Source organism: Wolbachia endosymbiont of Ctenocephalides felis wCfeT (genome assembly GCF_012277295.1).
Classification (GTDB): Bacteria; Pseudomonadota; Alphaproteobacteria; order Rickettsiales; family Anaplasmataceae; genus Wolbachia.
Genome location: NZ_CP051156.1, coordinates 430,917 through 449,370, shown reverse-complemented (window position 1 = coordinate 449,370; position 18,454 = coordinate 430,917). Strand labels below are relative to the sequence as shown.

Genomic DNA, 18,454 nt, shown 5'->3' with positions numbered 1-18,454 from the left:
CACTTAAAACACTATACAATCTGTTTATATAGCATATCAAAATTATGGTCCTGACAAAATTCCTTGATCCAAAATGTGATTTAACTTTCAAGAGGATTTTCGGCTCAGAGAAGAACAAAAATATTCTCATTCACTTTTTGAACGATATTTTAGGCTTTACTGCAGAAAGCAAGATACAAGAAGTTGAATTCTTGAGCACTATCATGGACCCAGAGATTGCTTCTGATAAGCAAAGTATTGTCGATATTTTATGCAAAGATTCTGCCAACAATAGATTCATCATTGAAATGCAAGTGGCTCGTGACAAAGGCTTTGAAAAACGCGCTCAATTGTACGCTGCAAGGGCATATTCAAGGCAATTGGACAGATCTGGCAATTATGTTGATTTACAAAAAGTTTACTTCATCGCCATTGCTAATTGTAATTTATTTCCTGAAGAAGTAGATTATATATCCACACATAACATACGGGATATCAATATTAATGGAAATTATTTAAAAGATTTACAATTTGTCTTTATTGAGCTGCCAAAATTTCCTAAAAATGAAGTTAAGCAACTAGAAAATATCGTAGAAAAGTGGTGTTTTTTCTTTAAATATGCAGAGGACACCACAGACGAAGACCTAAAAAAGATTGCAAGAAGAGCACCAGTAATAAAGCAAGCTTATGAAGAGTTAAATAAATTCCACTGGGATGAAAAAGATTTGTTAGCCTATGAAGAGAGAATAATGGACTTACGCAAGGAAGAAGCCATTATTGAATACAGAATTGACCTTGCTACTGCAAAGGGAAGAGAGTAGGGTAGAGAGAAAGGAAGAGAAGAAGGCAGAGAGGAAGGAAAAATTGAAGAAAAAATTGAAGTGGCAATAAACTCACTTAAGGCTGGTATCCCTGTGGATGTTACAGCTAAAATAACAGGCTTACCTGTTAATAAAGTGAAGCAACTACAGGATGAAGAGGTTGTATGATAAAAAATTTAGAATGGCTTCACAACAACCATAATCACTATGATTATTATTAATATTGTAACTATCTCATTTAAAACACGGAAATAAATATGAGTTTTTTCATTCTCATTTTTCTCGAATTTTTTTCTATGTACTGCAAGTAATACGTGAATAATAAACATAAAAAATAACGCTAGTGCTTTTACATGAAACCACCTTTCATGATAAGCTTCTCGTATTATCATCAATGTAATTCCAAAACCAAGCGAGAAAAACATTGCAGGGTTTATAATGTATCTGAGTAGCCTTTTCTCCATGATTTTAAGCAATTCATCAGTCTCTGACTTTGGCTTTGCAGTTGTATGGTAAACATAAAGCCTTGGTAAGTAAAGCATACCTGCCATCCACATAATGACAGAAATAATATGAAAAGCCTCAATCCAGTGATACATGCAGATATTGTTACAAAATGCGAAAAAATTCTGATATTATGTTAGTCTAATGAAAAAAAATTAATATGAAAGCAGAAAATTTCACTAAAGAACAGATTATAGGATTCTACAGAAAAATGCTGCTCATACGAAGATTTGAGGAAAAAGCTGGGCAACTTTATGGAATGGGATTAATAGGAGGATTTTGTCATTTGGCAATAGGACAAGAAGCAGTTGCAGTTGGAACTCATGCTGCATCAAAGCCTGGTGATGCATTTATTACAAGTTATAGAGATCATGGACTAATGCTAGCGTGCGATTCTGATCCAAATGTCGTTATGGCAGAGCTGAAAGGCAAAGAAACAGGATGTTCAAAAGGCAAAGGTGGTTCTATGCACATATTTGATGTTGAGAAACAATTCTTCGGCGGACATGGAATAGTTGGTGCACAAGTCCCAATTGGTACAGGAATAGCTTTTGCTAATAAATATAAGAAAGCAGACCACGTAGTGTTTGTATATTTTGGTGATGGTGCTGCACATCAAGGACAAATATATGAATCGTTTAATATGGCAGCTTTGTGGAAGTTACCTGTAGTTTATATTATAGAAAATAATGGATATGCAATGGGCACTTCCGTAGAAAGATCAACTGCAGCAACTGAGTTATATAAAAGAGGAGAAAGCTTTGGCATTCCAGGAAAACAAGTCGATGGCATGAACTTCTTTTCTGCTTATGAAGCCACTCAAGAAGCAGCAGAACATGTACGTAGCAGAAAGGGACCAATCCTGCTTGAAATGAAAACATATAGATATCGTGGCCACTCAATGTCTGACCCTGCAACTTATCGTTCAAAAGAAGAAGTAGATGATATGAAGCAAAATCATGACCCTATAGATACCTTGAAGAAGTACATAATAAAAGAAACAATTGCTTCAGAGGAAGAATGCAAAACTATTGATAAAGAAATACGCGAGTCAGTGAAAAAAGCAGAAGATTTTGCTAAAAGTAGCAAAGAGCCAAGCTTTGATGAGTTATATAAAGATATTTACAAGTAAGTTTATTTATGGTATTATGTAAAGTACATTAGACTTTATTCAGGTTGTGAGCGTAACAGAATTACAAGCAGAATTATTTGGTATAATCGTTAACATTCCAGCTTCTTATGGTATAAAATTGGAAGAAGAGAAGAAAGAAGCCTTAAGAGTTATTAATAAATTAAAATATTATATTAATGATTACGTAAAATATGGAAATACTAGAATGACAATTCTAGGCTACGTAATTGAACTTAAAAATCAAAATGGCAATGCAATAGAAAATATAAAAGCATTAAAAGAACTAGAAGAGACAATCAAAAGATCTGGTGGAAAAATTATCAACCCCAAAACCAAATATTCAATTTATGCGCTTCGTCCAATGATAATGCTATCGTACTTGAGCATGTGTCATTTTTTTGTGTGCTCTTTATACGGAGCTTATGTTGTGCCTTCCGCATGTATGTCTATATTCTTATTATTTATTTGCATGCAGCTGAATCGTACAATCAATAAAAATGAAACCGTAAAAAAAGGAAAATATACTGGAGATGAGGAGTCTGACTGTATCATAAGATTAAATTGCAATTTGAAGAGTGATGGATATTTGCTTTTCATTCCTAGTATAGCATTAGGGTCAGCAGCATCATGTAGTTTCATGATCTTTGTAGTCACACGTTCTGCAGCTCAAATTGTCATGCCTTTCATGACATTTGGATTATTAATTTCTATATTAGGCTTAATAGTGTCATGTTCAATAGTTAAAAATAGGAAAATTTTGGAAAACTCTTTTATAGAGCAAGCTAATGTAGAGCAATATGACATGCAAGAAATTCAGGTTGAGCTACCTACCACTTCCCCATCCTCTCCAGTTGTTTATAGCTATTAAATCTCATGAATTTATCAAAATATGGAGAGGCTACAAAGGGAGTGGTATCTTTTAAATAGTTAGATAAAAAATCTGGTAGATCATTTTGAAATTCCTGCATTTTTTCTCTATAATTTTGCAGAGAAACAACCTTTATTTTATCATAATCAAGCTTCCAATAAGCAAGCTCTGAGATTTGCTTTTTTGTAATATGCTCAACTGTTAAAGCTTGTAAAATTAACTGGGGAAAAAATCCTGACATGACTTCTTCATTGGAAGGTGGTGAGCCGAGTTTATAATCTATTATTGCCAGTTGATTATCAGAAAGGTGTTCAACCCGGTCGCATCTTGCAGTAAGTAACACTTCCTGCAAAACGGGATAAGAAAAACTTTTTTCCAATTCAAAATGTTTACTTCTAGTTTCAGTTAATTGAAGAAAAGATTGTATTATCTTTTCTAACCTTACCCACCACATATTTGAAAAATTAAATCGACCAGATGAGAATTCTTTTTGCGCAATTGTCATCAGCGACTTTTCGTTGTGTGCAAGAATGTCATGCACCATAGTACCAAATTCCAAAATTGACGGCTTAAAATTCAGATCCTTAAGTTGCTTCAGGCCCAATATATACTCAACATAAAATGAATAAGGGTTACGAATTAGCTTTTCCACTGCACTGCAAGATATTACCTGCATTTTTTCTCTTCTCACTTCAGCATTAGGTTTTGGCATGGGTTGAGTACATGGAACTACACATTCCGGCGTATTCAACATTCTGAGCCACTCGCGATACGGCTGCTTTGATACATCAGACTTCTTTCGAAGCTCAATTTCTAATGGCAATTTCGTTGTCGAAGCTGAGCTGCGTTCCTCAAATACATCCAAGTATTCTGTGGTACTCGCTTGCGCTTCTCCTAAAAATTTCTCACCATAAATCGGTTTTGAAAGAAGTCTATTCTCATTCAGCAAAACTTCTAAACGCTGTAGTAAAATTGGCTTTCTCTGATTTGATGAACGTGTAATATATACCTTACTTGCACAAAACAAATTATGTAAATTGTATAGAAAATACCCCTGCTCTTCTTGTATGGCAGAGAGCTCTCTTATTAAAAACGGATTCTGAAAGTTTGGAGGATAACTGCCAACATTAAATCCAGTAAGTATAACAACCTTATTATGGTATAAACTGAATCTATTTAAATCATTTGTTGCAGAGAAAAAATCTCTCTCTAAAAATAACGTTAGGATCTTGCTATATAACTCCAATGAACACTTTATTGTTATACCTTCACATGCATTTGAAAAATTACAAATAAAATCACCTATTTCACTATCTAATTCTAAAAAATTTACACCATACAGCATATTAATGCATTGCAAGTGAGCTGCAGTAACTTCTGCAATATTACAATTTATACATTTAAGTAATAGATTGAATATCTTATCTAATTTTTTGATAATCTCTAATATATCATCTTTATATTTTAGCTGCTTATGGCCATCAATAGCTCTGATAATGTCTTTCAGACCAATCGTATTAAAGTTACGTAATATCTCTATTTCAAACTCGGACAAGATTTGTCTGTATTCTTCCTTAGCGTAACCAAAATTCACTAACCTGTGTTTAAGTAGAGAGAGCAAAGCTACACTATTCCAATTTGAGATTAAAACTTCGATAGTATAAGTTAACAACGTGATATCTTCTGTATGCTGTCCAGATAAGCACGCTATGCGAGCTGCAAGCAACTTATTAATGACAACTAAAGAAACCTTTTCATAACTTTCATTTTCTATAATTAACGACGTCACTTGCGCTTCTTCCTCCTCGGAATCGCAGGTAATAACCTCAATATTGCAATCCTGACCACTATTAATCTTACTTAGATCAGCAGTTGTATCAAAAATGTAATCAATTATTTTTTCCTCCTTAGCATTCAAACAGACTACATCTTTCCGCTCAATACTTAAATAATCTAGTAAACTCTTTAAGCAATATTGATAATGTTTTTTATCAAGCAGCTGCCAATCTTTCTCTTCAATATCTAAATTAAGATTAGTTAAAATTATTATTCCAAGCGGCAGATCATATATAGCCTTAATAAGTGACTTATAAATTTCATCTTTTCCAATGCCAACAAAGATTATTTGCTGATCTTTTTTAAGCGAAAGTATCATGTCATTTATGTAATTACGTTTATGTTCTAATATATCTACTACTCCTAAATTACTTAAAGCTTTACTACAAGTTTTAATAAGTAAATTTACGAAATTCTCTATTTTTTGTGAATATTTATTACCTATAAGATAATTGTCATTATATTGAATTTTATCGAGCAATGCTGGCAGGCTATAGGCTAGATCAATGGGAAAATTATCATTATTCTGCTTATTCCACTCCAATATAAATTGCATCAACAGCAATATTTTCTTTTTTGGATTGATAACCTTTACCCTATCAATATTTAATATTAGGTCTTCTTCATCGATATTCTCTAGTGAGATTATCTCTGGTAACATTATGCACTTTTCTGCTCTGCAATTCTTGAATGCATTTAGTAATGCTATCACATCTCTTTTACAAGGCAGGATAATCTTCAATTCAGAGATTTTCTCCTTCTCATATTCAGACAATATATACTGAACCAGCTCATCGAAAAAGGATTCATTTACGTTAATAGTAAAAATTCTGCCCATTTGAACGCAATAAATGCCTATTGTATCAAACTTATATTGAGCATAAACACTTTTATTTTATTAAAATTTTAACCTACATTTTAATAAAAAATTAATAAAAATTATTAATAATATATTAACTTATATATTTTATGTATGACAGGAGAAGTAGAACGAAAAAGAAAGCTAATCTATGAAATAGATGGTAAAGAAATTGACATAAATGAAGAGAGAGCTAAAGATCCAAACAATTATGCATACAATCTGCTTTCCTGGGCTCTAGAAAAACAAGACATTATAGCAATCAAATTCTTCACTTTGCCAGAAATTAGGATGAACATTGATACATACCAAAATGGATGTACTCTTTTACATGTTGCAGCACAAACAGGCGATATTAAATCTGCAAAGCTTCTAATACGCTGTGGAGCAAATATTGATGCCACATCTAAAGATGGATATATTGCACTACACATAGCAGCACAAAAAAACCATATAGAGTTTGCACGGCTATTACTCACATATGGAGCAAATGTTAACTCAGTAAATAGCGCAAAAAGCGGAATTACCCCCTTATATTCTGCAGTTCAGGAAGGTAATACTAAAATTGTAGAGTTGCTAACAGAGCGCGGTGCAAACGTTAATGTAAGAGGTGATGCAAACAATACACCATTGCTTTTAGCTACTTTGAGCAAAAACATAGAGATTGCAAAACTGTTGATAAAGCATGGAGCGATGAAGAAAATAGCTGTTATAAATAATCCTTCACAATCATTTAGTTCATCAGAATACATGAATATGTTAGAGTCAGTGCTCGCAAGGAAAGCAAGCATATATCCAGAATATCCAAAAAATGACGATGGCACTACGTGCTTACACGTTGCAGCCTGTGACAATAACTTTGCACTTACTGAAATACTGATAAATGCAGCAGAAGAAAAGGAAGAATATATTAACGTAAAAAACAACCGCGGTAAAACAGCACTGCATATCGTTGCTAACGATGCTAAGCACAATAAAGAAGGAGAAGAATACCAAAAAATCCTAAAACTATTACTAAGTAATGGAGCAAATCCACATTTAAGAAGCGATGCAGGAGAAGATCCTTTAGATGTGGCAATAGAACAGCTTTGTTGCATCGCTCTTTGGATAGGAGGCAATGCATAATAAATTCATGAAGCTATCTCAAATTTAGCCATGCCTATTTCAGTAAATTTGTTCAGCAAATAACACTTGAGTAGCATTTCTTTCTCACGGTTAATCTCAGATTTGTTCCTAAAACTAAACCCAAATGTTTGCTTCAGTCGCGAGAAAAAACTTTCTATATAAGATCTCTTCCCATAATTTATCTCTTTTTTCCACTTCTTCATACCATCTTCACCATATGACTTTATGAGCTTGATTGTAGAATTTCTCTCAGCCATATAATCCAGCTTTGGATGCTCCACTGCATTGTTTTGCAGAGGAATTTTTGTCTTTATGCCAAGCTCATTGCACAATTTGTATAACTTCTTTCGATTATATGCTCTGTCTGCATATAGTGTGCTTATATTGTATTTAGCATTAGCCCTTGCAATAAGATCACAGGCTCCATAGTGGTCAGAATAAACTCCACTACTGTATTTTGCAGCTATGACTTTTTTGCTACCTATCTCCAGCATTACATGCAATTTTCTTGTTTGCTTATAGCCACGGTACTTTCTATCTGTACCGTTTGCCTTACTATGGCCTGGAATATTATTGTAGATGCTTATTCCAGTGCTATCTATGGCGATCTCAATATTTTCCATACTGTTTTTATCATGTCTTCGATCATTAATTTTTAAGTTAAGCTTTTTGAATCTTCTGGAAGCCTGGGAATAGCTGATAACTTGCAAATTTTTTCCTATTTGCTCAAGGTATCCCGCTATAAACCCCACCGTTTGTCTTAGGCCTATTCTAAACAAATAAGTTATTATGTGAATTAGAATTACGACTTTATCACTATAAATATTGTTGCCACCGGCCATTTTGGGACTTTTTTCGTACCAATTTTCTATGGCATCGTTGACGTAATAAAAAATATTTCCTCTTTCTTGGAGAAATTTGTTATATTCGTAGCAGTTACTGACTTTCATTTTGACTGGCATATTTTTCCTTTGTCAGTTAAATGCCTGTTTATAATGAATTTCATCAGTAACTCCCAGTTCTTTTTACTTTAGCTATGCAACAAAGCCGGCTGGAGGTAAGGCTGATAGGTATCCATTCAGCCGGGCGGTAAAATAAAGAGTAGACAAGGAATGCTAAAAAGGTAAACTAGAGTGGCTGTGAGGTAATATGGTTGATCTTTTAGAATTTTGCGAAAGTTTAAGCAGACTATAGAAAAGTTAGAAACAAAAATAGAAGAGCTTAAAGCAGAAAATAAAGCGCTAAGGATCGAAAACGCTGAGTTAAAAGAAAGGCTTGGCTTAAATTCAAAAAATTCATCTATACCAAGCTCCAAAGAATTATATAAGATGAGGGAAAATAAGCCAAAAAGTGACAGGAAAGTAGGAGCACAGGTTGGACATAAAGGCAGTTACCGCCCTAAAATGGAGGCAGATGAGATGGTAAAAATAGAACTGCCCAATACGTGTGAGTGCAGAGGAGAAATTGCGGTATCAAAAGATCCGTATACTCATCAAAAGGTCGATTTGCCGGAAATCAAGCCGTATGTAGTTGAATATCAACTACAGCATGGACATTGCAAAAGATGTGGAAAAAGAAAAAGTAGCAAGCTACAAGAAGGAGTAACTGCGGACACATTTGGTCCAAGAGTTAAGTCAGTAATTGCAGCATTAAGTGGATTTTACAAGAATTCGAAAAAAGAAGTGGCAAATATTATAAAGGACATTTTCAACCTGGATATCAGCGTCGGTAGTGTATCAAATAGCGAGGCTAGAGTGGCAGAAAAATGCCAAGAAGCATATGAGCAAATTGAGGAAGAGGTAAGCAAGAGCAAAATTTTACATATCGATGAAACTAGCCATTACAACAAAGGTAAACAGGGCTGGTGCTGGATGTTTGCGAGCAAAATAGGAAGTGTGATCAAATTGACAGAGTCAAGAGGGATGAAAGTCCTGGAAAATAGTAAATTTGGAAAGAATAACAACCTAGTAGTGACCGACAGATATGCAGCTTACAACTACTTTTCCAGCAAGAAAAGGCAGGTCTGTTGGGCACATTTAGCAAGAGATTTTGAAAGGTTGTCTCATAGTTGGAATAGCGAAGTGAAAGTTTTGGGGTATTATTTAAGGAATGTTGCTACTGAATTATTTGCATTGAAAAAAGCTCTGTTAAAGGATGAAATAGACACATTAAGGTTCATAAGAAGAGCAAGAAAATTACGCAAGCGAACGAGATATTACTTAAAGAATATATCAAATTTACCCGAGGCAATTGGAGCGTCTCGAGTAGCAAAAAATATCATGAAATCGGATCTGATGATGTGGAAATTTTTGGACGATCCAGAAAATATTCCACTGACAAACAACTATGCTGAGCGACAGATTCGGCATTACGTTGTTTACCGAAAAGTTTCATATTTTACACAATCGAAACGGGGAAATATGTTTCTTGAGAGGATAATTTCATTGTACTTGACTTGGAGGCAAAAGAAGTTAAATCCTTTTCAAAACCTACTGGCTATTGCTTCTTAAGCCATACACCTGAATGGATACCTGCAATGCATATTTTATTCTTGGCCAAATTCTGTTTGAACTTATTACAGGGGTTTGTAGGCCAACTTTACTATCACTTTCTGGATTTGCCTTTATTATTAAAGGGGTTTGTGAGCCAGCTTCACTGTTATAATCACTTCCTGATGAAGGTGGAGTGATTGAAGATGTTGCTATAGATGACGTATCGAATAAATTCTTAACAACACTACTTTTTGAAGATGTACTACGAGGTATATCTTGAAAATTAGGTTTAGTTGGAGTGTTATCTGGAGTTTTGAATCCTTCACTGCCACTTCTTGATTTTTTTCCGGGAGTTTCATCTACATCTGTATTAGTAAGTTCATCGTCCGATGATTCTCCAGTTCCTAAGCTTCTGTTTTCTATTTCTGAAAGCGAAGCACGTATTGGCCCACTCGTTTGAGAAGGATGAGGTGCTTTTGGCTTATAGAGTAGGTTTATGCTGCCATCTGGCCATGTCATTCCTGTTTTAAATTTCTCTGGAGATCCATTTTCTGAAGGTCCACTACTTAAATTCTCAACTACATTTGTCATTTCTTGTAAATCATCTTCGTCTTCATATCCATATCCATCTCCATCTCCATTAAACGGGTTTTGGGATGTAGATGGTGAATTACCACTATCTACTGAGATGCTTGTGTTCTTGGTGGAGCTTGTGGTTTATCACTATTTTGATTGTAAAAAGGTGTTGAGACGTTATTTCCGCCGTTTGGCATAGTACCCTCCAAAATTAATTACTATGCTGCGTTAATTACGTCATACTTATTAAAATATAGTAAATAACAATGTGCAAAAGGCCTTATGCGTGAAGTTGCTGTAAAGGCCTTGTGTATTGTGCTAAATCTGTGATAGACTGAAAAAGGTTATTAAATTATAATATGGACGATAAATCGAAGACAATTTTTGAGGTAGAAGGTGCAGTAACTGCTTTGTTGCCTGCAGCAGAGTTTAGGGTGAAATTAGATAATGAGCATGAAATTATCTGTCATGTTTCGGGGAAAGTAAGAAGGAGTAAAATACGTATTGTTATTGGAGATAGGGTATTAGTTGAGATGAGCATTTATGATAGAAATGCAAAAAAAGGCCGAATAACTAGAAGGCTTAAGTGAAAGATCTCATTCTTGCTTCATCGTCAAAGAGACGCTTGGATTTACTAAAGCAAATAAATATCCAACCTGGTTTAGTTATACCTGCAGATATAGATGAAACTCCTCTAAAGAATGAGCTGCCAAAGGATTACTCAATTCGTATGGCAAAGAACAAAGCTGATAAGGTGCACAGCTCAAATCCAAACTGCTTTGTGCTTGGTGTTGATACAGTTGTTGCCTGTGGACGCAGAATATTACCTAAAGCTGAAAACATCGAACAAGCAGAAAAATGCCTTCGTTTATTATCAGGAAGAAGGCACAGAGTATATACCAGCATTTGTCTACTTACTCCTAATCGATTAAAGCAACATATTAAAACTGTAGTAACAATAGTAAAATTTAAACGTTTAAGTGAGCTAGAAATTAAGTACTACTTAGAATCAGAAGAATGGAAGAATAGGGCAGGGGGGTGCAATATGCAAGGCCTTGCAGGAATGTTTGTATTATTCCTGCGTGGTTCCTATTCTTCCGTTATTGGACTGCCGCTGCATGAGACTTATTGCTTACTAAGTAATTATTTTAAATTACTAGAGAGCGTTACTTAGACATTCCGTCCTCTTTATCTAACGCTAAAGTCCTTCTCTCTAGCACCCGATCAGGTATCCATTCAGGTGTATGGCTTAAGAAGCAATAGCCAGTAGGTTTTGAAAAGGATTTAACTTCTTTTGCCTCCAAGTCAAGTACAATGAAATTATCCTCTCAAGAAACATATTTCCCCGTTTCGATTGTGTAAAATATGAAACTTTTCGGTAAACAACGTAATGCCGAATCTGTCGCTCAGCATAGTTGTTTGTCAGTGGAATATTTTCTGGATCGTCCAAAAATTTCCACATCATCAGATCCGATTTCATGATATTTTTTGCTACTCGAGACGCTCCAATTGCCTCGGGTAAATTTGATATATTCTTTAAGTAATATCTCGTTCGCTTGCGTAATTTTCTTGCTCTTCTTATGAACCTTAATGTGTCTATTTCATCCTTTAACAGAGCTTTTTTCAATGCAAATAATTCAGTAGCAACATTCCTTAAATAATACCCCAAAACTTTCACTTCGCTATTCCAACTATGAGACAACCTTTCAAAATCTCTTGCTAAATGTGCCCAACAGACCTGCCTTTTCTTGCTGGAAAAGTAGTTGTAAGCTGCATATCTGTCGGTCACTACTAGGTTGTTATTCTTTCCAAATTTACTATTTTCCAGGACTTTCATCCCTCTTGACTCTGTCAATTTGATCACACTTCCTATTTTGCTCGCAAACATCCAGCACCAGCCCTGTTTACCTTTGTTGTAATGGCTAGTTTCATCGATATGTAAAATTTTGCTCTTGCTTACCTCTTCCTCAATTTGCTCATATGCTTCTTGGCATTTTTCTGCCACTCTAGCCTCGCTATTTGATACACTACCGACGCTGATATCCAGGTTGAAAATGTCCTTTATAATATTTGCCACTTCTTTTTTCGAATTCTTGTAAAATCCACTTAATGCTGCAATTACTGACTTAACTCTTGGACCAAATGTGTCCGCAGTTACTCCTTCTTGTAGCTTGCTACTTTTTCTTTTTCCACATCTTTTGCAATGTCCATGCTGTAGTTGATATTCAACTACATACGGCTTGATTTCCGGCAAATCGACCTTTTGATGAGTATACGGATCTTTTGATACCGCAATTTCTCCTCTGCACTCACACGTATTGGGCAGTTCTATTTTTACCATCTCATCTGCCTCCATTTTAGGGCGGTAACTGCCTTTATGTCCAACCTGTGCTCCTACTTTCCTGTCACTTTTTGGCTTATTTTCCCTCATCTTATATAATTCTTTGGAGCTTGGTATAGATGAATTTTTTGAATTTAAGCCAAGCCTTTCTTTTAACTCAGCGTTTTCGATCCTTAGCGCTTTATTTTCTGCTTTAAGCTCTTCTATTTTTGTTTCTAACTTTTCTATAGTCTGCTTAAACTTTCGCAAAATTCTAAAAGATCAACCATATTACCTCACAGCCACTCTAGTTTACCTTTTTAGCATTCCTTGTCTACTCTTTATTTTACCGCCCGGCTGAATGGATACCTATCAGCCTTACCTCCAGCCGGCTTTGTTGCATAGCTAAAGTAAAAAGAACTGGGAGTTACTGATGAAATTCATTATAAACAGGCATTTAAGAAGGTGTCTGCAAACTCAAGAATTAGCTAATTTAGTAAGCATAATAGTAGTCATATTAAAGAAAATATTGGTTTCCGAAGTTTGAGGAGAATGCTCATAATCCTTACTCATACGCCTAAAATTGGAAAGCCAAGCAAAAGTTCTTTCAACAATCCAACGCTTCGGTATAACCTCAAATCCCGCAATATTAGGAGCTTTTTTTGCTATTGTAAATAAACATCCTGTTTTTATTAAGCATCTGTTTTTAAGGTTACCTGTGTATCCTTGATCAGCAAAAAACCTCTGTAATGTTGGTATTTTTTGTTTTGCTTTTACCAGAAGATCTAAAGCTCCCTCGCGGTCTTGGATGCTTGCACTGTGTACATCTGCCGTAATCACGAGTCCTAGCGTGTCTACAATAATATGCCGTTTTCGACCTTTTATTTTCTTGCCAGCATCGTAACCTCTGGCCCCCCTTTTTGAGTCGTTTTTACTGATTGGCTGTCAATTATTCCAACTGATGGTGTGGCTCTTTTACCAACTACCTCCCTTACTTTTTTTACTAAAATATCGTGTATTTCTTGCCATTTTCCAGTGTTTTTTAGTCGTGTGTTCCAACTGTAAATTGTCTTCCATGGTGGGAAATCCTTAGGTAATTGTCTCCATTGGCAGCCTGTTCTCATTACGTACCTTATTGCATTAATAATTGTTCTAATATCGTGTTTTCTTGGTCTACCTGTCTTTTTTGGCTCAAAATATGGCTTTAAAATTTCCCATTCACTGTCTTTTATGTCACTTGGATACATGTTAAAGTTATCCTTGTATCACATAATTGTCCTTTTTTCTACTTTTCTACATACTTTGCAGACACCTTCTAACTGACAAAGGAAAAATATGCCAGTCAAAATGAAAGTCAGTAACTGCTACGAATATAACAAATTTCTCCAAGAAAGAGGAAATATTTTTTATTACGTCAACGATGCCATAGAAAATTGGTACGAAAAAAGTCCCAAAATGGCCGGTGGCAACAATATTTATAGTGATAAAGTCGTAATTCTAATTCACATAATAACTTATTTGTTTAGAATAGGCCTAAGACAAACGGTGGGGTTTATAGCGGGATACCTTGAGCAAATAGGAAAAAATTTGCAAGTTATCAGCTATTCCCAGGCTTCCAGAAGATTCAAAAAGCTTAACTTAAAAATTAATGATCGAAGACATGATAAAAACAGTATGGAAAATATTGAGATCGCCATAGATAGCACTGGAATAAGCATCTACAATAATATTCCAGGCCATAGTAAGGCAAACGGTACAGATAGAAAGTACCGTGGCTATAAGCAAACAAGAAAATTGCATGTAATGCTGGAGATAGGTAGCAAAAAAGTCATAGCTGCAAAATACAGTAGTGGAGTTTATTCTGACCACTATGGAGCCTGTGATCTTATTGCAAGGGCTAATGCTAAATACAATATAAGCACACTATATGCAGACAGAGCATATAATCGAAAGAAGTTATATAAATTGTGCAATGAGCTTGGCATAAAGACAAAAATTCCTCTGCAAAACAATGCAGTGGAGCATCCAAAGCTGGATTATATGGCTGAGAGAAATTCTACAATCAAGCTCATAAAGTCATATGGTGAAGATGGTATGAAGAAGTGGAAAAAAGAGATAAATTATGGGAAGAGATCTTATATAGAAAGTTTTTTCTCGCGACTGAAGCAAACATTTGGGTTTAGTTTTAGGAACAAATCTGAGATTAACCGTGAGAAAGAAATGCTACTCAAGTGTTATTTGCTGAAATAGGCATGGCTAAATTTGAGATAGCTTCATGAATTTATTATGCATTGCCTCCTATCCAAAGAGCGATGCAACAAAGCCGAATGGAGGTCTGAGTAATGGAGAAAAAGCACTCCTTATAAGACCAGTGGGATACGGGAATTAATACGGCCAAAATAATTTAATTGTATAATATTTACCACAGAACCTAAGGTTACTGTGTTGAAAGGGATGGACCAGAGTGCTGAGTGGTGGATGTATTTGATAGTTCCTTTTTAACAGCAGTTCCAGTGCTAATGTTTTTTGGATCATTAGCTTTCTTCTCTTCACGAAATTTTGCAACACAAGGACTTAATATAGCTCCAATAACTAGGCCCAAAACGGCGCAAACAATAGCTCCTTGTAGACCACCTGTTAGACTACCTGTTGTTATACTACCTATTACAAAACCTATAGCTGCACCAGCTATCAGACCAATTACCATACAAATACCTGTAACAAGGTATATTCTGTTACTGTTTTGTGCTGGTAGTTGATTTTTTGCATTTACCGCTATTGAACTTGGTAATTGACCGTTCAGTTCTTTTTCTGCAATAGTGGGGAGATTAGTTCCTGAGTTTTGAGCGTTTACTGTTGCATTATAACTACTACCCTTTGCTTGATTAGGATCTTTTTCTGTCGGCGCAATGATTGGCTGTTGATTATTCATAGGATCTTCCTTACCTTGCAAACCATTTAATTTGAAGTTAGAAGGCATGATTTTAATCCTTTAATACTAATAATTAAATTATGCACAGTGCTTAGTAATTGTCAAATTTTGTTATGTATAGCAATTATAGAAAATACAAGCAGGCTTTGAAGGGTAAGTAGCCCATTTAGTTGTTACCCTTGTATCTTAAATTACTGGCCTGGTTGATGGAATGGATCAGAGTGCTGAGTGGTGATGAATATTTTGGACAACACCTTTGTAACAGCAGCTCCAGTGCTAATGGTTGGATCATTAGCTTTTTCTTTATTTACCTTGTTATGAAATTTTTCGGCACCATATACTGCAGCTACAAGACAAATAGCGCCGATAACAGAGCCAACAATAGCTCCTATAGGACCACATATACTACCTATGAAATAACCTATAATCATTGCACCAATTATAAGGCCAATTGTCATATAACCATTATCTATAACAAGGTATTTTCTGTTGCTGTTTTGTGCTGGTATTTTATTATTATATTGATTTTTACATTCATCCCAAAATTTAGAAAATTCAGGATGATTACGGATATAATATGGTTTTACTGTATTAGGATCATCTAATATGATGCGCTGAATTAAAAATTCCTTGCATTCATCATTTCTAATAGATGGATCTATGACTCCTGATGTTTCACCTTCTCCTACCGTTAATGGGGACAGCCAATAGCCGTAAGTAAAAAGTTTATCTAATACATTCAGAAGCTCTACCCTATCGTTATTTATCTTTGAATTAGCTGTTATAAAAAAGCTTAATAATTCTTTATGATTACGTAAGGCGGCATAATATAAAGGGTTACGCCCATAATCATCTTCTATATTAAGTTTAGCTCCTACTGATAAGAGCTTTCTTGCTGATTCTAGATCACCATCCAAAGCAACGCAATGTAAAATAGTTTGTCCATGCTTCATATCTTTATGATTAACTTTACCTTTTTTTATGCGCTTATTAACAACCTGTCTTAGAAGTATTCTATGTGATGCCTTTTTCTCTTCTAGTGTCATAACTTTCTCCAACAAAATATAATTCAATTATTACATATTTTTATGAAAATAACAATATATTTAACTAATAATTTTATTATTATTCCGGCATGAAGTAATGCGTTAAAATTTTAATAAAATAGAACAATAGTTGGGTAATATTTATATCACGATTAAAGATGAGAGTTGTACACCTAAGCAACTTAACCGTTTGCTGAAGCTTCTTCTGCAGCACTTGGTGGAGGGGCAACTAATTTGCTCAGAATCTCATCTCTTGGACCCATAGCATAGATTACGCCATCTGACATGAGGATTACTTTATCAACCACTGATAATAATGGTAGCTTATGGGTGATAATTAACGTGGTAGTATTTTGTTGTCTTGCAATATTGATTGCATTAATCAAGCATGATTCTCCATTACTGTCTAAGTTGGCATTTGGTTCATCAAGCACTAAGAGCTTTGTATTGCCATAAAAAGCTCTTGCAAGACCAAGTAACTGCTTTTGACCACCAGAAAGTGTTACTCCTCCCATTCCTCCAACTGTTGTGTCATATCCACTTGGCAGGCTTAATATCAACTCGTGTATGCCTGCAATTTTTGCTGCTCTTATTATTTCTTCAGGGTTTGGATTTGGCCTCATACGAGCGATGTTTGCTTTAACGCTAGTGTTAAATAGCTCGATGTCTTGAGGTAAATAACCAACGTAACTGCCAAAATTTTCTCGATTCCAAGTATATACATCAGCACCATCCAGTCTTACTACTCCAGATATTGGTCTCCACACACCAACAGTTAGCTTTGCAATAGTTGACTTACCAGAAGCGCTAGCACCTATTACGCCTACTACATCTCCTGGCTCTATCATAAATGATATTCCCTTTATTGTCGGTTTATTGCTTCCATAGGGAGTGAAAAATACCCTATCAAACTCTAATCTCCCTTCGGGCTCTGGTAGAGACATTGTTTGCTCTCTTTTTGGTGAAGTTAATATCAATCTTTGCAGCCTGCTATATGATATTCTTGCCTGATTTAAAAACTTCCAAGTATGAACTGCTGCATCAAATGGAGCCAGCACTCTACCCATTAAAATTGAAGCGGCGATGATGCTACCAGCAGTTTTATGAGCTGTGATTGCAAGCAACGCTCCTGTTCCAATGACTGATATCTGCAAAGTTGAACGTAAAAATTTTGTTATTCCAGTAATTACATTAGAGCGATTCTGAGCCTTAATTTGCATCTCACGATTTTGATCATTTCTTGTACACCAGTCAGAAACTATGAACTCGGACATACCCATAGCTTCAACTACTTCTGCATTCCTTGTTGCAACGTCAATAGCATTAATATTTCGTATGGTTTCTTCATTAGTTTCTTGTAATATTTGCTTAGTAGCAATCTCATTCCATATTGCCATAGAGACCAATATAATAATTCCGGCAATGGCTATAAATCCCGTTGAGGTATGTATCATGAAGATAATAACCAAGTAAATTATTGACCATGGAGTGTCAAATAATGAGAATATGCCATTTCCTATAATAAAATTTTTTATTACTCCAAGGTCACGAATTGCCTCACCACTTGAAGTTGAGCTCTGTACAGATGTTAATCTGATTGACTTTACTATCAAATCTGGTGTGACGGTTTTATCAATCCAGTCACCAATTTTTGCCATTGCTAAATATCGACAGGTTTCAAGCATTGCGGAACAGGCAAATGCGGATAAGGTGATAATCGTAAGCATAGTTAGTGTTGATACACTTTCGCTTGATATTACTCGATCCAGCACTTGAGACGTATAAAGTGGCAGGAATAGCATTAATAAATTAATTCCTGAACTAAACCAAAAAATGAACCAAAGTGCGCTTTTGCACTTCTGAAAGCAAGTATATAGCAAGCTTTGCTTAAATTCTTTTTGTATGGCTGGCGAAATTTCCACAACTCTCCTCTTCGTTCTGATTAATGCACCGTATACTATTTT

Annotated in this window: 12 protein-coding genes and 5 pseudogenes; 8 read left to right on the top strand and 9 right to left on the bottom strand. The window is 35.2% G+C overall.

The window, feature by feature from the left end:
• Nucleotides 1–44 precede the first annotated feature (44 nt).
• A pseudogene (locus HF197_RS02180) lies at nucleotides 45–968 on the top strand (Rpn family recombination-promoting nuclease/putative transposase).
• Between the two features lie 8 nt (nucleotides 969–976).
• Here the strand turns inward: HF197_RS02180 and HF197_RS02175 are convergent.
• Nucleotides 977–1,357, bottom strand: coding sequence for a CopD family protein (locus HF197_RS02175; RefSeq protein WP_246168563.1), 381 nt, complete (start codon nucleotides 1,355–1,357; stop codon nucleotides 977–979).
• Nucleotides 1,358–1,464: 107 nt separating this feature from the next.
• Here HF197_RS02175 and pdhA point away from each other — a divergent pair, with 107 nt between their 5' ends.
• Entirely contained in the window at nucleotides 1,465–2,436 is a 972-nt protein-coding gene (gene pdhA / locus HF197_RS02170) for a pyruvate dehydrogenase (acetyl-transferring) E1 component subunit alpha (RefSeq protein ID WP_168464096.1), read from the top strand.
• 46 nt (nucleotides 2,437–2,482) lie between these two features.
• On the top strand, nucleotides 2,483–3,304 hold the full coding sequence (locus HF197_RS02165; protein WP_168464095.1) for a hypothetical protein: 822 nt from the start codon (nucleotides 2,483–2,485) through the stop codon (nucleotides 3,302–3,304).
• On the opposite strand, the gene HF197_RS07340 is transcribed toward HF197_RS02165, so the two are convergent.
• Nucleotides 3,264–5,978: a PD-(D/E)XK nuclease family protein gene (locus tag HF197_RS07340; RefSeq protein WP_174855531.1), complete on the bottom strand. Its 2,715-nt coding sequence runs from the start codon at nucleotides 5,976–5,978 to the stop codon at nucleotides 3,264–3,266. The two genes, HF197_RS02165 and HF197_RS07340, sit on opposite strands and share 41 nt — an antisense overlap.
• Nucleotides 5,979–6,113: 135 nt before the next feature.
• Between HF197_RS07340 and HF197_RS02155 the strand changes: the two genes are divergently transcribed.
• On the top strand, nucleotides 6,114–7,124 hold the full coding sequence (locus tag HF197_RS02155) for an ankyrin repeat domain-containing protein (protein ID WP_168464094.1): 1,011 nt from the start codon (nucleotides 6,114–6,116) through the stop codon (nucleotides 7,122–7,124).
• Nucleotides 7,125–7,129: 5 nt separating this feature from the next.
• Here HF197_RS02155 and HF197_RS02150 read toward each other — a convergent pair whose 3' ends face one another.
• Nucleotides 7,130–8,086, bottom strand: a complete 957-nt coding sequence (locus HF197_RS02150) for an IS5 family transposase (RefSeq protein WP_168463922.1) — start codon at nucleotides 8,084–8,086, stop codon at nucleotides 7,130–7,132.
• A gap of 187 nt (nucleotides 8,087–8,273) precedes the next feature.
• On the opposite strand from HF197_RS02150, the pseudogene tnpC (HF197_RS02145) reads away from it, so the two are divergent.
• Nucleotides 8,274–9,634: pseudogene (gene tnpC / locus HF197_RS02145) on the top strand (IS66 family transposase).
• Here tnpC (HF197_RS02145) and HF197_RS02140 read toward each other — a convergent pair.
• Entirely contained in the window at nucleotides 9,614–10,207 is a 594-nt protein-coding gene (locus HF197_RS02140) for a hypothetical protein (protein WP_168464093.1), read from the bottom strand. The pseudogene tnpC (HF197_RS02145) and the gene HF197_RS02140 sit on opposite strands and share 21 nt — an antisense overlap.
• Before the next feature lie 344 nt (nucleotides 10,208–10,551).
• On the opposite strand from HF197_RS02140, the gene infA reads away from it, so the two are divergent.
• Nucleotides 10,552–10,782 carry a translation initiation factor IF-1 gene (gene infA / locus HF197_RS02135; RefSeq protein ID WP_168464092.1) on the top strand — a complete coding sequence of 77 codons (231 nt, stop codon included), beginning with the start codon at nucleotides 10,552–10,554 and terminating at the stop codon, nucleotides 10,780–10,782.
• On the top strand, nucleotides 10,779–11,366 hold the full coding sequence (locus HF197_RS02130; protein WP_168464091.1) for a Maf family nucleotide pyrophosphatase: 588 nt from the start codon (nucleotides 10,779–10,781) through the stop codon (nucleotides 11,364–11,366). The genes infA and HF197_RS02130 overlap by 4 nt, the downstream gene beginning before the upstream one ends.
• 75 nt (nucleotides 11,367–11,441) lie before the next feature.
• Here HF197_RS02130 and tnpC (HF197_RS02125) read toward each other — a convergent pair.
• Together tnpC (HF197_RS02125) and HF197_RS02120 are read right to left on the bottom strand one after the other, a co-directional pair.
• Nucleotides 11,442–12,802 (bottom strand): annotated as a pseudogene (gene tnpC, locus HF197_RS02125) (IS66 family transposase).
• A 187-nt stretch (nucleotides 12,803–12,989) separates the two neighbouring features.
• A pseudogene (locus HF197_RS02120) lies at nucleotides 12,990–13,759 on the bottom strand (IS5 family transposase).
• 88 nt (nucleotides 13,760–13,847) lie between these two features.
• Between HF197_RS02120 and HF197_RS07400 the strand changes: the two are divergent.
• Nucleotides 13,848–14,791 (top strand): annotated as a pseudogene (locus HF197_RS07400) (IS5 family transposase).
• A 158-nt stretch (nucleotides 14,792–14,949) separates the two neighbouring features.
• Here the strand turns inward: HF197_RS07400 and HF197_RS02110 are convergent.
• The 3 genes from HF197_RS02110 to HF197_RS02100 all read right to left on the bottom strand — a co-directional run bounded on the left by HF197_RS02110 (nucleotide 14,950) and on the right by HF197_RS02100 (nucleotide 18,412).
• Nucleotides 14,950–15,492, bottom strand: coding sequence for a hypothetical protein (locus HF197_RS02110; protein WP_168464090.1), 543 nt, complete (start codon nucleotides 15,490–15,492; stop codon nucleotides 14,950–14,952).
• 143 nt (nucleotides 15,493–15,635) lie between these two features.
• Nucleotides 15,636–16,490: an ankyrin repeat domain-containing protein gene (locus HF197_RS02105; protein ID WP_168464089.1), complete on the bottom strand. Its 855-nt coding sequence runs from the start codon at nucleotides 16,488–16,490 to the stop codon at nucleotides 15,636–15,638.
• A 182-nt stretch (nucleotides 16,491–16,672) separates the two neighbouring features.
• Nucleotides 16,673–18,412: a type I secretion system permease/ATPase gene (locus tag HF197_RS02100; RefSeq protein ID WP_168464088.1), complete on the bottom strand. Its 1,740-nt coding sequence runs from the start codon at nucleotides 18,410–18,412 to the stop codon at nucleotides 16,673–16,675.
• Nucleotides 18,413–18,454: the final 42 nt, after the last annotated feature.

Coding starts and splice junctions, on each gene's coding strand:
- HF197_RS02175 (WP_246168563.1), bottom strand. CDS start 1,357: ATGTGGATGGCAGGTATGCTTTACTTACCAAGGCTTTATGTTTACCAT.
- pdhA (WP_168464096.1), top strand. CDS start 1,465: ATGAAAGCAGAAAATTTCACTAAAGAACAGATTATAGGATTCTACAGA.
- HF197_RS07340 (WP_174855531.1), bottom strand. CDS start 5,978: ATGGGCAGAATTTTTACTATTAACGTAAATGAATCCTTTTTCGATGAG.
- HF197_RS02155 (WP_168464094.1), top strand. CDS start 6,114: ATGACAGGAGAAGTAGAACGAAAAAGAAAGCTAATCTATGAAATAGAT.
- HF197_RS02150 (WP_168463922.1), bottom strand. CDS start 8,086: ATGCCAGTCAAAATGAAAGTCAGTAACTGCTACGAATATAACAAATTT.
- HF197_RS02140 (WP_168464093.1), bottom strand. CDS start 10,207: ATGACAAATGTAGTTGAGAATTTAAGTAGTGGACCTTCAGAAAATGGA.
- infA (WP_168464092.1), top strand. CDS start 10,552: ATGGACGATAAATCGAAGACAATTTTTGAGGTAGAAGGTGCAGTAACT.
- HF197_RS02110 (WP_168464090.1), bottom strand. CDS start 15,492: ATGCCTTCTAACTTCAAATTAAATGGTTTGCAAGGTAAGGAAGATCCT.
- HF197_RS02105 (WP_168464089.1), bottom strand. CDS start 16,490: ATGACACTAGAAGAGAAAAAGGCATCACATAGAATACTTCTAAGACAG.